The following is a 14,569-nucleotide window of genomic DNA, read 5'->3' as shown; positions in this document are numbered from 1 at the left end:
GCGATCTTAGCTTCGGAGTGCGGTTGCGAGGGCCTGACCAACTGCGTAGGCCAGTGGAGGTGGCATGGCGTGGCCGACCTGACGATACCTGGAGGTCTTCCCACCGAAGAGCTTCCAATCATCTGGGAAGGCCTGAATCGCCGCCGCCTGCTCGACAGTCAGCTTGGGCAGTTCGTCCACGGGGAAATCGGCTCCAGGAGGCTCGTCCCCGAGGCTGTTGCCGTTGACTCCGAGGGCAGCCCACGCCTTCTTGCTGCCCGTCGGGCCGAGGTCGGCCCCGCCTCTGCGGTCGGAGCCGCCGATGAGAGCCGGGGCAATACGGTCGGCGTTCTTGATCCAACGTTCGGCGCCCGGCCAACCGTTGGCAGACATGGAGGGGCCGAGGGCTTCTCCCACCGTGGGGGCTGGTTCCTCATCCGGTAGGGGCCATGAAAAATGTCCGAAATAGGGATCTCGCAGAGCGACAAGGAAGCCGCTCTTCCGGTTTTGGGGGACACCGAAGTCCGAGGCGTTCAGGATCTTCCATGTGGTGTGGAAGCCGGCCTGCTGCAGTTCGTGGTCCATCCAAGCGCGGTCCGCAGCGAACTCTGGGTCGTCGACCAGGTCGGGGACATTCTCGAAGAGAACGGCCTTGGGCCCGATGTCGCAGGCCAGGCTGATCGCGGCGCGCAGTACCCGACGTTCCTCCGTGTCCTCCGCCCGCCCGACTGTCGCCGACGACTTCACGCGTGGCAGCCCGCCACTGACGAGATCGACGTCGATGGCGTCGGGACGCATGCTCGGGCCGAAGTGGGTCACGTCCATGCACACGACGTCCCAGGCTGGTCGGTTGAGGTCGATCGAGAAGCAGGCATCCGCCTTGCTGTCGATGAGGAGTACCGGGTCGAATCCGGCGCGTTCGAGGCCGAGCGCCTGTCCTCCCGCCCCTGCACAGATCTCCACCGACTTGAATCGTCGGACCTCGACAGGAGCCGGCGGTCTTCCTGGACGACGCAAAGACTGCTCGTCGCGGGACTCGGAGACAGGATTTACCTCCGGGGCCTCGACCGAAGTCACCGGAAACGAAGGGATTGTGGGCGCCTTCGGCATGGAGGACTTCGGGCGCTGGGCGTCCAGCGACTCCTGGGCGACTGCACGCAACTCGCCGTCGAGAGCCTGCTCCTCGGTTCCGTCGAACAGCACGAACGGAGCGAGCCGGAGAAGTCGCTTGAGGAAGTCGCGAAGGGTCTCACGCTCGTTCAGACCGGTCAGGTTCAGATCTTTCCAGACCCGCAGGATCGCCCTCACCAGGTGAGGACTTCCGCCCAGTGCAGCCCGGCGTGCGTAGATCTGGTCGAAAGCAGCCTCACCGAGGATCTCGAGAGCGCGGTACGGCTCGGGCTCCTCTGGTGCTCGAACGAGTTGTGCCCGCCACCAGAGACGTCCGAACACGTGCCGGGTGAGGTCGGTGCCGAGGACTCGGTCCTTGGGCGGTTGCGGATAGCGCCAGAACGCAACATCGGGAAGGACTACGAGGGCCAGGAAGGCCCAGACATCGCGTGATGCGGCTTCGGCGGGCACCATGCCCATCTCGGCGTGCAGCAGAGCGGCCAGCCGAAGGTCGAACTCGGCATTGCCCGTACGGTCGGAGGCTTCCGGGAAACCGGCATGCTTTGCGAGTTCCAGCACGCCTTCCCGTAGGTCGCGGAGTTGACCGGAGGGGACGCGGTCGCCCCCCGTGGCCACGTACACCGCAGAGTCGTGCGTGAGGGCGACGCGCCGGGACAAGTCGGCCGGCTGGAGGTGCCGGTACTCCTCGAAGAGGGGTCTTGCCTGTTCGGCGAGTAGTCGAGGGTAGAGATAGCTCATCATGACACCTCGAAGATCTTGACGGCGGCCTGCAGGTCCGACGAGAACAGGGCCGGCGACTGCCTGTGGCGCAGGCGTATGTCGGTGATCGACTGACCCGGGAACAGCTGGTCGAACAGGTTCAATAGAGTGGCGCCCAGCGAGCCCTCGGGGAAGTCTGCGTCCTCGGCGAACTCCTCGTGTGTGAGAGCGTGCTCCACCATGACCCGGGCGGCATCCGCATACACCGCTGAGAGAACGATGCGATCCACCGGGCGAGGCCTGCCCGCGTTTTGAAACGCTGTGGCGGTGACCGTGTTCTGCTCGTTGACGAGCAGGAGGAGTGCACCCATGGTGGCGCTTTCCATGCCTCCGCTGATCTGCAGGTGCCAGGCGGCTTCCTCCGGGAATGAGGTTCGCGCGAAGTCGATCACGGCCATGGGGAACTGCGGAGCGTCGCCCTGCAGACGAAGGGTCGTGCGGTCACTCCACAGCACGGACCCGGCTCGTCTTGGTGAGGAAGGCCGTGCGTCGTTCACGCGCTCGGCAAGCACGAGTGCGGTGTCCAGGAGCAGCAGGCCCCCGAGGTCGGCACCACGCAACCGGACATCGAGATCGACTGTCCTGGTGCCGACTTCGGACAGGCGTACATGCTGAGCGGGGCCGCTGAGGTTGGAGCCCGTGGCAGTCCAGACAACCGAGAGCATGAGCGAAACGTCCGTCGACAGCCCGGTTTGCTGTCGGACCCGATCGAGGTCGACCCGAAGGGTTCTGCGAGCGTGTACGTCCATCTGGTAGTCCCAGTCGGGCAAGGCCTCGGGCAGAGCCACCTCGCCGTCCTCGACCACCAGGCGCCAGCCCTCCGGTGTCACGACGTCCTCAGTCGGGGCGCGGTACGGAAGTACGCGTCGTGTCACGCAGTTCTCACCGCCTCGACCTTGATGCCGATTTCGGTCATGGTGTCCGGAGCCGGCTGTACCACGGCCCGCCAGGTGGAGTCGCCGCCTTCGACCACCTGTGGGTCGGAGGTATGGAGCCGGCCGGTCTCGTCTTCCCAGCCGATCAGTACGGGCATGCTGGCCCCGATGGGGGGATCTGTCTCTCGTCCGCCTGTACCGGGCAGGGTGACGGCGAGGTCAATGCGTACGCGCTGAGGCCCGGGTACGGGCAGTCGGAACGCCTGCACCAGTACGGAGACGTCTCCGCGGTCGTCGTAGTAGGGGTCGCCGACGTATTGCACCCGGGGACGGCGACGCGGAGCGTCGAAGGCGGCACCTTCTGGCCTTTCTGTGTCCGGTCGTCCGTCGTCGCCGAAGTCCCCAGTGGCGTGTCTGCCGTCCAGGTCGGTACGGTCCGTGAACTTTGTCGAGGGACGTCGACCATCGGTGACCTTGTGTGTCGGGGTGTCCTCGGCGTCGGCAGACCTGGACGCAGTCGTGGCGGTGCTGCCCGGTTTGGAATAGGCGGTGGCCCCACCGATGCCCCAGGCTCCGCCGACCAATCCCGAGAAGAGTGAACTGGCCGCTCCCAGCGCGACACTGCTGGCTCCGGGGCGGGCTGTGCCGCTCAAGGAGAGAAGGTGCTCCAGACATTCGCCGATGCGCCGGAACGTCGTCTGTACGTAAGTGCTTTCCGGCCTGTCGAGGGAATGAGGGTTCCAGGCGTCGTGAGTCGGCGGCTCGGCCTTGGCGTACACCTCGTCCATGGCTTCGTCCGCCCGAAACACCCCGGCATAGCCTTGATTCGCACTCGGTGGCTTGGGCCCGGCGTGATACGTCACGACCAACTCCGCAGGGCGCATCAGACAGACGTGATGAATCAGGTGCTCGATATCCAGCATGAGGGAGGCGCGCGTCGGCTCCAGCGAGGGCATGATCCGTTTCACCAGGCCGAGTCGCCCCAGGTGTTTCTTGGGCTTGTGACATGCCAGGTCGCTACCGTCCGGGCCGATCATCGCTTCGTATGCCGCGACGAACATATTGAGCGGACGTGTCGTGCGCGGATCGGGTACCGGCTGCTGTACTCCGTCGTGGGTCACGGAGAAGCACATGGCAGGTGCTTTGCCCGCAGTGGAGATCATTTTGGGCCACAGGTGCCAGGCGATGGTGTCGCTCAGGTACTCGGCCGCCTCCGCAGGCTCGGAGTCGTCCAGATTCGGATCGATGACGACGACCGTCGTTCCGGTTTCCTCCGGTCCGAACGCCTTGAGGCCGAGGCGTTGAGCCACGGCTTCCGCCTCTTCGCCGACCAACGGCTCGACCACTTCGCCCGACGTGTCGCCCCACCAATGTCTTCCTGTGTAGCGGCGATTGCCCGCGGGCTCCGAGGCCACGTAGCTCTTCCAAAGCGTGCAGCCGATGAGACGGGTTTCATGCCTCCCAGCAGAGGTTCGGCAGCGGGAATGGACAATAACTGTGCCAGGTTTGGACAGAAGGTAGAAAATTCCTTTGCCGAAGCCGTAGGTGCCACCGCCGAGCGCCGTGTCGCGTGGTTCCCCGATATTGCGTATGAAGGAGACGAAGTCACGCTCGGGGCCCACGGCATTGTCCGCTCGTGTCGGGCCACCGAGGCCGCGGGTCCCGCGATCGGACACGGACAGAACACGGATCGGGCCCCGCTTGAGGGTGCCGCGGAGTGGAAAGTCTTCGACGTTCTTGGGGGCGCCGCCCAGGAGGAGTTCTCGCCAGGCGCCGGCGTGGGCTGGTCCGACAGTCCACATGTCGATGCGATAGTCCACGGGCACCGAGGACTTCTCGAGCCGGGCATCCCAACTGTTCTGTGCCGACTCCCGTACCAGGATGGTGAGCAAATCGAGCTCGGGCCGTCCGAGCTGGTTGCGAATGCCCTCGGCGGCGCTCGCGCCTTCTGGAGGGTAGGGCTGGGAGAACCAGCGGGGTTCCGTCACGCGGACTCCTGGATCATGCGATCGATCATTCGGGACACCGCGGCCGGTGCCATGGGGAGCGGGTTCTCACCGGAGAGGTCGATGGTGTATTCGACGTCGAGAACGGAGATCGGCACCCCTGCCGCGCCGAGCGCCCGTGTCGTCAAGGCGGGGAAGTCGGGGTTCACCTCGTACCAACGTTCCTCATCGACGGCGAAGCGCACATCGCGGTACCGATGGGCATCGACGGATAGATAGCCGGCCTGAGCGAGAAGTCCGAGGAGGGCACTTTCATCGTCACATGACCGCAAGGTTTGTTCGAGAAGTTCCAAGAAGCCGACACCGAAATCAGTACCATTGGCGCGATGCAGGCGGAACCAGGCCAGACAGAGGGTCCCGCCTTCCGGAGCGTCGAGTTGGTCGAGCCCATGAATCCGCGGTCTTCGACCTTCTCCTTTGGCGCTCGTTTTCACCTCGACAGCCAGGTTTCCGGCCGTGAAGTCGTGGTGGTGGCCGTCCGGTCCCCACCAGAGGCGATGCGCACTCGAGTCGTGCTGCAGGAAGCGGTCAAGCACCAACAGCTCCCCGAAAAGGCCCGCGAGTTCTTCGGGGCCAAGCACAGTGCCCTGCGGCTGGAACAGAGCCTTCCAGTGGTCGAGCACTCGATAGAGCGCCTTGACCGGACTGTTCGGCAGTTTCCCAGTCGCGTCCAATATGTCTGCGCACAGTTCTGTGAACAGGTCGTTCAAGTCCGAGTGCACGCAGGCGAGATCAGCGTATGTCTGGTACGTCTCGCCATCCTCCAGGGGGCGCTTACGCAAGTCGAGAACGGGTCCATCTAGGCCTGAACGGATTTTCAGATGAGAGCGTACGGGTATGAGTAGGTGACGGAACCCGTCGTGGTCGACCGCTGCCGCCACGACACCTTGTTCGGTATCCACCGGAAGTTGTGAAACACGGAGACGACGCTCGCCACTGGGCGGCTCTGCTTCGAGTGCACTCCAGTGTTCCTCGACAACCTTACGAAGGCTGTCGCCGCTCATGCGTCTTCACCTTCGAGGAGGCTGAAGTCCTCGTCCTCCAATCGAACACCCGAAAGGTCCGCGGAGATGTACTTCTCCACCGTGCTGTCCCCACCATGCGGTTTCGGAAAGACGAGGCCAACGCCGATCACGTCCTCCTCCGCATTCAGTGGGGCACGCAGCTTCTTTCCGGGGCCGGGCTCCGACGTCTTGTCGATGGGATACAGAACGAGCAGTCCCGTGTCCGGAAGTTGGCGGCGTCGTTCCTCGACAATGCCGCTTTCGGTGAGCTTGCTAATGTCTCCTGCCAGGTCCACGGCGGCATCACGGCGGCTCATGAGGGTCTTGATGTCGGCGAAGTCCGGAGTCGGGTTGGTCACGGCAACACGGCTGCGGATGTTGCGCCCGACAGCCACGCCGGGGATGAATGAGAACGGCTCGCCTGCGGGATTGCCTACGATCGCAACGTTCCATCGGCGCAACGAGCCGACTGCGACCCGCTTTCGTATGTAGCCGCTGATCAGGTCAGCGTCGTTTTCGGGTGACTTCTCGTGGAACTTGTAGGTCGTCAGGAAGTCGGTCACGACGTCGTACGGCACATCACGGAAGATGTAGCGGCCGTCCCCCGAGCGGTCCTCCATCCTGACGGCGTTCGAGATGGCTGCGGTGACCAGGTTGCGTGCAGCGGTGGTATTTCCCCGCAGCCAGTCGGCGTTGGTGTGAAAGTAGTGGGTTTGAACCCGCTGACCCCCGTACGAGGAGGCGGCTGTGACCGCATCCCGCATCTTGGCAGCAGCAGTCACGCGCAGAGCAGGGTGGGTGCGCAGACGTACGGCGAAGGTGAGGGGCGTCTCGGACTCGGTCATGTATATGTCGATGTCACGGCGCATTTCCGTCTCGACCGTGGCCAAGTGCCTGAACCACTCGGCAAGTTCGTCGGTCATCCAAATGCGGGGCAGGTCGGCGTAGCCGTTCCGGAAGCCGAACCAACGCCCCATCTGCAGCAGGGTGTCGTACGCGGAGACTGCACGCACGAAATAGCTGACCGACAGGCCCTCGAGAGTGAGGCCTCGCGACAGGGTGTTGCCTCCCACGGCTATAGCCACGACTGGACCGTTCTCGTAGTCGAGACGTGCCTCACTGCTGCTGTTGTCCATGATGATGCGGCAACTGCGGAGTACACCGGGCAGTTCCGCAACCAGCTCGTCGAACGGCACCTTCGTTTCACCGAAGTCCTCGGGGGGAACGCGTGCCGTCTCCTGATCCCAGAGATCCCGCAACCGGGAAAGGAAGACGGCGTCGTTCAGAGTGTGCGCGGCTCGGTTCAGAAGGTGCTTCAGCGGTCGTTCGAAGCTGTTGTGCACGGCAGTGTTGACACTCGTGTGTATCAGCATCGTGCTGTGCGGATTGCCGGTACGACGAACACGACGAGCGGCTGTCACGAGCCAGAAGTACTCGACCGCTGTGCGGAGGGTGTCTGTGATGACGGGCTCGAAGCCTTCGATGTCGGCCTTCGTTTCAGGACGCACGCATGGAACGTCGTCCTCCGGCACCGATCGGATCATGTCATGGCCGTCATCGACCTGGTTCGGGTCCTCGCCGTCCAGTGCATAGCGTCCGAAGAGAACCTCTGTACCGAAGTGTCCTTCCGGCTTCGGCAGGTTGACGACGAAGTCCCTCGGATAGAGATCCTCGGCGCTCGGATCGATCAGCAGGTTGGCGAACGGCGATGCCGTGTATCCCACGTACGCGGAACGCGGCAGGCTCTTCATCATGTTCAGGATCAGCGGATTTATGGACTTCGTCGCGACCGTGGCCTGGTCCGCCTCGTCGTCGATGATCAGCGCGGGGCAGTCCTTGAGGTAGTCCGACGCCTTGTCCAGCCACCCGGAGAGCTTGCGCAGGACGGTCGCGTTCTTCTTCACGACGCACAGTACGTGCGTCTTGTTGCTCTTGCCGAAGTAGGAGGCTGGATTCGCCTGAGGAGTGAAATCCTTGTCGAGATCGGTAAGTTGTGACCACAGCGAGGGGTTGGGTTCCACGAGCTGCTGTACCAGGCGGGCCTGGGTCTGCCGGCGAAGGCCGTTGTGAATGCCTGCAAGAACAATGAACAGCTTGTAACCTCGATCGGCGGCCTTGGCCATGACCGAAGTGAAGTTGGTCGTCTTGCCGGACTGTACGTAGCCGACTACCAGGCCTCGCGTGGAAAAAGCCTTTTCCTTCGGGTGGTTCAGAAGCGAGACGACCCGAGTGGACGAGTCGTCCAGGTTCCGGATGGCGGTGTCCTTGGACCAGCCGTCCTTCAGCAGCATGTTCTCGATTGCGGGCCAGCACTTGTCCTTGGGCTGTGGCCCCGTGTACCAAGTGTCACGGTTGCCCAGGACGACGGCATGAGGTTCTTCAAGTTCCTTGATGCGTATCGTCTGCTGCTCGTGTCGATCGCGGATCTGCTGGATGACCTCCGACTGGACGCCCATCTGCTCCAGTCGCTTCACAGCCTCCGACGGGGGAAAGGCGTCCAGGATTGCCTTGAACGTCTCGTACATGTCATCGAATTCGTCGGTCACAGGACTGGACCGCCCCCGCTCTCACTCGTCGCGCCACCCGCCCGTGGAGCTCTGCCGTCGAGACATGCCCTCAGAAGTGCAGGTCGGCACCCCACACACAACGTCCACACATTATTGGGCGGCGAGGTGGTCGTTGATAAGCCAATCAAGGTCACGATTTGTTGTCCTCTTCGCCACTCTCGGTGAGATCCGTGTCGGAGGGGTCCTCGGCTGGAGGTGGTCGCTTCGCCGTCAAGGACGCGGAAATGTGGTGAGCCACGTCCGTGGCGGACTCGTGCTCCCAGAAACGCAGTACCGTCCACCCGGCGGAGGTGAGGTGCTCGGTTGTCTCAAGATCGCGAGCCATGTTCTTGTCGAGCTTCGCCCGCCACCACGCTGCGTTCGCCTTCGGCTGCGTTGCGTGTTCGGGGCAGCCGTGCCAGAAGCAGCCGTCCAGGAAGACAGCGATCTTCGCTTTGCTGAAGGCGATGTCAATGGTTCTGCGAGGCATGCCCGGTACAGGCACATTCACTCGGTAGCGCAGCCCCGAGGCGTGCAGCAGGCGTCGCACTGCGACCTCCGGCGCCGTGTCGCGGGAGCCTTGTCGGCTCATGCGAGCGGAGACGGATGGGGAGGATGGGACAGCCTCAGACACGCAAGTATTCTGCCGGCGTGTCTGAGGCGGTGGCCACCCGCACCAGCAAGCTGCGCCCTTTTGCGGAGGCCAGGCCGCCGTTCTCCCCCGAGCTGCAAGGGCGGTCGCGTACTGGGGGAGGAGCGACGGGTCCGTAGGGGTCGAAGCCCCTTGTAAAGGGATCGTGCCGGTGACGACGCCCAGGTTGGGCCGGCCCCAGGGTTCCGCTGCTAGACCTGACCATTTGAGAAGCGGACTGGGCGCAGTGTGGGGCGAGTTGACGGTCAATGCCTGTGAAAGCCGCCATGATGCCCGAAGGAGAGGCCACTTCGTCGCGAGCGGCGCCTCGGCTGTCGCCATCTGCCAGGGGAAGGGGCAGCGCGAGACCCGCAGTGCGCGGTGCCGCAGGGCCTGGAGTGCGGCGCGTTCACGGCACTGCGGTGCGGGCTGTGGCCGCACGGCGCACGGATCCTGTACGGCCACCGGATCCTTCTCCCGGCGGGATGGCGTCGGTCCGGCTCGTCGTACGAGCAGCCCAAGCCGTGATCGGCGCTGGAAGGGTGGAAGTCGGTGCTTCGCGCCTCAAACACCGGCTGCGCCGGCCGTCGGGAATTAGCGGGCCGCCTCATTCGACGGCGCGTGGAGGTCGCCGGCTGTGCGGTGGAGTATGTCGGCCAGGTCTCGGCGGCTGGTGACTCCCAGCTTGCGGTAGGCGCTTTGCAGGTGGTTGTTGACCGTGCGTGCCGAGAGGTGGAGTGCGGCGGCGATGTCGTTGCTGGAGGCGCCGCCCGCGGCGAGCAGGGCGATTTCCCGTTCGCGCGTGGTGAGGGGGGCGGTGGCCTCCGCTCCGGCCAGCAGCGGCGTCCTCGCGCCGGGGCAGCGTCGTGCGCAGACGGTGGCCCGCGTTGTCGCGTTGGCGGCGCGCCGGGTCTCTCCTGTCCGTAGCCAGGCGGTCGCGGCCGCGGTGGCGGCTTCCGCCGCCAGCAGGTCCGCCCCGAGGGCTTCGAGGTCTTCCGCGGCGGCGAAGAGCCGGTCGGGGTCATCGGCCGCCAGGGCGGCGGCGAGGTGGGCCCGGGCCTGTCCCAGGGCGCCGTCACAGGTGCCGGCGAGTTCGGCCAGCCGATCGGCGACCTCGCCGGCGCCGCCGAGCCGGGCGACGTCTGTCAGCAGGAGCGCCTCCGAGGTGACGTGGCCGCCTTGGCGCGCGCTCGAGGCGGCCTCGGTCAGCACCGCCCGGGCCGCGGCCAGGTCCCCTCGGGCGGCGTGCAGCCAGGCCTCGCCCAGCCGCTCCTCGCCTCTGAACAGTCCACTCATCGGGTGGTCCAGGCTCTCGGCGACGATGGCTTCGGCGGTCTCGACGTCGCCCGTCTGCGCGTGGGTCGCGGCGAGGACCGAGTCCATGAGGCGGGTGGCGAAGGCGACGTTCTGGGAATGGGCCTCCGAAGCGGCCTCCGCGCAGAGATCGCGTGCCTCGCTCAGGTGACCGGCGATGAACTCGCTGCGGCAGGTGAAGAAACTCGCCCACAGGTAATTGGCGGGCGATCCGGCGGCGACTGCCTGCGCAATCGCGTCCCGGCCGGTCGTCCGGGCCCGTTCGAGGTCTCCGGCCTCGGTCAGGGCCACCGTGAGGCCGTGAAGCTGGGCGGAAGGGTGCTGGAACAACGCCTTCTGGTCCATGCGGAGGTGGGTGGCGTATGCCTTCGTGGCGAATTCTGCGGCGTCGGCTGCTTGACCGGTGAAGGCCAGGGCGAGGCTCTTGCAGAGCGCGCTCACCAGCCATACGTCGAGTATGTGCTCCGAGTCGATCGCCGCTTCGAGGTCCGCCATCGCGTCCAGCAGGCCCAGGCCGAGGACCGGCTCCCCGGTGAGGCAGCGTATGTAGCCCTCGTTCGCCTGGATGGCTCTCTTGCCGATGGTGCTGCCCATGTGGTCCTTGCCCCAGTCGTTCACGCTCAGGGCTTCGCTCGTGCGGCCGTGCAGGAGCAGCGTCAGAGCTCTCGCCCGGACGGTGACGATCCGTTCCGCTTCGTTCTCCGCGGCCTCGCACGCTCTCGCGAGAACCGTTTCCGCCTCCTCGAACTGATGGAGGCTCGAGTGGGCTTCACCGAGGAGCAGCCGGGTGGCGGTCGTGCGGTGGGTCTCGGGCAGGGCCTCGAGCAGGGTGACGACCTGCCGGTAGTCGTGCGCGTGCCGGGCGAGGGCGGCGGCCTGGCTCAGCAGGCCCGGTTCGGCGGTGCCGGTGGCGGTGAGCTGCCAGGTGGCCAGGTGCAACGCGTCGTCACGCCGGCGTGCGCCATGAGCCAGCGTGCGCTCGGCCTGGTGTTGCAGCAGGGTCCGGCGGCGGAGCGAGGGGATGCCGGCGCGAAGCACCTCGCCGTAGAGGGGGTGGGCCAGTTGCACGGTGGTGCGGCGTCGGCTCGTGGTGACCCGGATCAGGCCGGCGCCCTCCAGGTCGGTCAGTACGTCCAGCGACGCGGTCGCCTGCGCGTCGGCGAGCGGCAGCGGTTCGCACAGAGCCAGCAGTTCCAGGATCGGAAGCGCGGCCGGGCCTCCGGCCAGGAGGCGGGCTTTGATCAGTTCCGTGAGTTTGGGCGTGCTGGTGAGCAGGTCCATGGTCAGTTCCCAGACCATGCCGCGGCGAGTCAGCGTCCCGGCTCGCAGCGCGCCGACGACCAGCTCGCGCAGGTAGAGCACGTTGCCCTGGGAGACGGTGTGCAGATGCTTCAGGGTGCGGTGGCCGGTCGGGCCGCCGAGCACCTGGCGCAGCAACTGGTCGGTCTGTTCCTCGCTCAGTTCGCCCAGGTCCATGCGCCACACCGCTTCCGGACCGGTCAGGGCGGCCACCGCATCACTCGCCGGTTCTCCGGTGCGCACCGTGCCGATCAGCCGTATGACGCGGGCGTCCAGCAGCTGGCGGAGCAGAACGGCCGAGGTCGCGTCCAGGAGGTGCAGATCATCGATGAACACCGCCCACTCGTGCCCTCGCGGCGCGGCCAACGCGGCGGCGACCTGGTCGAAGCCCCGTACCGGGTCGGACAGGTCCACATCGGCCGGCAGGAGGTGCGCGATCGCCCCCAGCGGCACCGTCGCGGCGGCTGCCGAGGCGGTCGCCCGCAGCGCTTTGGAACCCGAGGCGACGGCGTGCGCCGAGCACTCCTCGGCAAGCCGTGTCTTGCCGACGCCGGCCGGACCGCACACCACGACCCCTTGACACGACCGGTCCGCCCACGCCCGGGTGAACAGCGCCAGTTCCCCGTCCCTGCCGACCAGCGGCCAGCGGGAGGCGCTCGGCCGCGCGTTCACCCGCGGCCTCCGAACGACGCCCGCGCCCGTGCCCGCGGCTGCCACCCGCCGTGGCCCGATCTCTCCATGTCCACCCCTACGCCCCCTGCGGACCTCGCCTCCGGGCTGTCGATGAGCCTCGGTGGCCAGGACCGGCTGACTGGATCAAGCGCCTCAAAGTACGGCATCCTGCGCGTCCAGGCGACAGCGGAATGTGTTGATCTTGAACTTGGGCGGGCGTGGGTATCGGCAGGTCCTGCCACGCGGGATGTGTTCACGCGGGAGGTGATCAAGCGGGATGTGTTCAGACGGGATGTGATCAGGCGGGATGTGATCAGGCCCGCTCGGCCCGGGGAGACGTTCTCCGGACCGAGCGGGCCATCGTCGAGCGGGTGGACCGGGGCCGGAGGTGTACCGGCTCCGGTCGTGGCCGCCGGCCGCTAATCGGCGGCCACGGTCGGCTGCGGCAGCTGCTCGACCGCCGCCACCCGGCCGAAGTCCAGCTTGACGAGCTGGTCGGCCAGGTCGAAGTAGCGGTCGTCGTGCGTGATCACGATGACCGTCTTGCCGCGCCGCTTCAGGTCGGCCAGGATCTCCCGGTAGAACACCTCCCGGAAGCGGGGCTCCTGATCGGCGGCCCACTCGTCGAACACGTAGATCTGCCGGTCCTCGAGCAGCGCGGTCAGCAGGGCCAGCCGCTTCCGCTGCCCCTGTGACAGCGCGGTGGTGGACAGGCGGCCGTTCTCCACCGTCACCTTGTGCGCGAGCTGCATCTCTTCGAGGTACCGCCGCACCTCACCGTCGAGGTCCGGCTGGTCGAAGCCCGGGTAGTCCTCGAACAGGTGGAAGTCCGTGAACACCGCCGACACGTTCTGCCGGAACCACTCGATGTTCTCGTGGGCGATGTGCTCCCCGTTGAGCGCCAGGTGCCCGGTGCGCGGGACGTACAGTCCTGTGATCAGCTTGGCCAGGGTGGACTTGCCGCTGCCGTTGCCGCCCACGACGAAGGTGACCTGACCAGGTTCGAAGACCAGGTTGAGCGGGCCGAGCCGGAAACCGGAGCCGTCGTCACCCGGCGGCGGTCCCATGGGCGCGGGCAGGCCGTTGCCGAAGCTGTGGTTGATCCGGTGACGGCCGTTGACATCCGGCGGCGGTGACGCCGGACCCGAGCCCGGGGCGGGCGGACGCCCGCCGTGGTGCCCGGCGGGATGACCGGCGTGCTCTCTGGGCGGATGTCCCCCGGGACCCGGCTTGCGGCCGCCCGCGAGATGGGGCGGCGGCTGGGTTCCGGGTGGCGGAGGGAACGGCGACGGAGGCTCCGCCGCGTAGTTGTAGCCGACGTCGACCAGTTCCAGCCGCGCCTCGCCCGCCTGCGGCCGGTCGCTGTAAGGCAGGCTGTCCTCGTTGTGCATGGTCTCCAGCGACAGGTTCATGGAGCGGATCTTCGCCAGCGCCACGTCACCGCGCAGCAGGTCCGGGATCCGGTGCATGAAGTTCTGCATCGGCATCGCGAGGAAGGTCGTGACCAGCACGTACCCGACCATGACATCGCGCTCGAAGTTCATCGCCTCGGCGAGCACGAACAGGACGAGGGCCATGGTCGCCAGCTGCATCATCTGGCCGAATCCCTGGGCCACCGAGAACTTCGAGCCGGCTCTGACGTTCTGCGCGCGCAGGGTGTCGGCCGAGCCGAGCAGGTGACGGGTCATGAAGTCCCGGCGCCGGACGCGGTGCAGCTTGAGTTCCTTGATGCCCAGCGAGACGGCCTGGTAGGAACGCAGCAGCGCGTCCTCCTGCTCCCGTGCCTCCCGGTAGATGCGCCGTACGCGCTTGAGGATGACCTCGACGCAGGCGATGGCGAGCAGCGTGGCCGCCACCGTCACCGCGAAGACGATCCCGGAGACGGCCGCCAGGAACGCGAAGCAGCCGATGATGGTGGCCGCGTCGATGCAGATGCTCGGAATGGCCGTGGCGGCCTGCGACAGCGAGCGGACGTCCTCGGTCAGCGTGGCCATCAGGCGGTGCGTGCCCAGCCGTTCGAGGTGCTCGAGCGGGGCCGAGACGATGCCCGCGCTCAGGTCGGTCCGCAGCCGGTAGATGGCGTCCTGGGCCAGCCGGATCAGCAGGATCTGCGACAGGACACCGCCGGCCAGGATGACGAGTCCGGTCAGGGCGAAGCTGTGGACGGTCACGCCCGGATGCGGTTCCGGTGACACGACGCCCCGGATGAGCATCACCAGATAGGTGTTGGCCGCACCGCAGACCAGGCCGGCGGCGATGACGGCGGCGATCCGCATCCTGGATATCGAGATGAGGTACCTGATGAGTTGCATGGTTACCGCTCTTTTCGTAGGCCGCGATCAGGCCTGGATTC

At 66.3% G+C, this 14,569-nt stretch carries 8 protein-coding genes; all 8 read right to left on the bottom strand.

From position 1 onward, the window contains the following. Positions 1-6 precede the first annotated feature (6 nt). A complete protein-coding gene (locus VKA29_RS05740; protein WP_324784077.1) occupies positions 7-1,848 on the bottom strand; it encodes a DNA cytosine methyltransferase in 1,842 nt (613 codons plus the stop codon). Further along, positions 1,848-2,699, bottom strand: a complete 852-nt coding sequence (locus tag VKA29_RS05735) for a hypothetical protein (protein ID WP_324784076.1) — start codon at positions 2,697-2,699, stop codon at positions 1,848-1,850. Before VKA29_RS05735 ends, VKA29_RS05740 begins: the two co-directional genes overlap by 1 nt. Positions 2,700-2,740: 41 nt before the next feature. Further along, positions 2,741-4,732: a hypothetical protein gene (locus VKA29_RS05730; protein WP_324784075.1), complete on the bottom strand. Its 1,992-nt coding sequence runs from the start codon at positions 4,730-4,732 to the stop codon at positions 2,741-2,743. Next, positions 4,729-5,754: a PD-(D/E)XK motif protein gene (locus tag VKA29_RS05725; protein WP_324784074.1), complete on the bottom strand. Its 1,026-nt coding sequence runs from the start codon at positions 5,752-5,754 to the stop codon at positions 4,729-4,731. The genes VKA29_RS05730 and VKA29_RS05725 overlap by 4 nt, the downstream gene beginning before the upstream one ends. Beyond that, on the bottom strand, positions 5,751-8,300 hold the full coding sequence (locus VKA29_RS05720) for a Z1 domain-containing protein (protein ID WP_324784073.1): 2,550 nt from the start codon (positions 8,298-8,300) through the stop codon (positions 5,751-5,753). Before VKA29_RS05720 ends, VKA29_RS05725 begins: the two co-directional genes overlap by 4 nt. A gap of 151 nt (positions 8,301-8,451) precedes the next feature. After that, on the bottom strand, positions 8,452-8,892 hold the full coding sequence (locus VKA29_RS05715) for a very short patch repair endonuclease (protein ID WP_324784215.1): 441 nt from the start codon (positions 8,890-8,892) through the stop codon (positions 8,452-8,454). A gap of 633 nt (positions 8,893-9,525) precedes the next feature. Then, positions 9,526-12,216, bottom strand: coding sequence for a helix-turn-helix transcriptional regulator (locus tag VKA29_RS05710; protein WP_324784072.1), 2,691 nt, complete (start codon positions 12,214-12,216; stop codon positions 9,526-9,528). Positions 12,217-12,635: 419 nt separating this feature from the next. After that, entirely contained in the window at positions 12,636-14,528 is a 1,893-nt protein-coding gene (locus VKA29_RS05705; RefSeq protein ID WP_324784071.1) for an ATP-binding cassette domain-containing protein, read from the bottom strand. Positions 14,529-14,569 lie beyond the last annotated feature (41 nt).

This window comes from Streptomyces sp. H51 (genome assembly GCF_035656535.1).
Taxonomy (GTDB): Bacteria; Actinomycetota; Actinomycetes; order Streptomycetales; family Streptomycetaceae; genus Streptomyces.
The sequence above is the reverse complement of the archived record's forward strand: the minus strand, read 5'-3'. Positions and strand labels throughout refer to the sequence as shown.

Bases quoted from the DNA above. Each gene is read 5' to 3' on its own strand.
- VKA29_RS05740 (WP_324784077.1), bottom strand. From the start codon at position 1,848: ATGAGCTATCTCTACCCTCGACTACTCGCCGAACAGGCAAGACCCCTC.
- VKA29_RS05725 (WP_324784074.1), bottom strand. From the start codon at position 5,754: ATGAGCGGCGACAGCCTTCGTAAGGTTGTCGAGGAACACTGGAGTGCA.
- VKA29_RS05715 (WP_324784215.1), bottom strand. From the start codon at position 8,892: ATGAGCCGACAAGGCTCCCGCGACACGGCGCCGGAGGTCGCAGTGCGA.
- VKA29_RS05705 (WP_324784071.1), bottom strand. From the start codon at position 14,528: ATGCAACTCATCAGGTACCTCATCTCGATATCCAGGATGCGGATCGCC.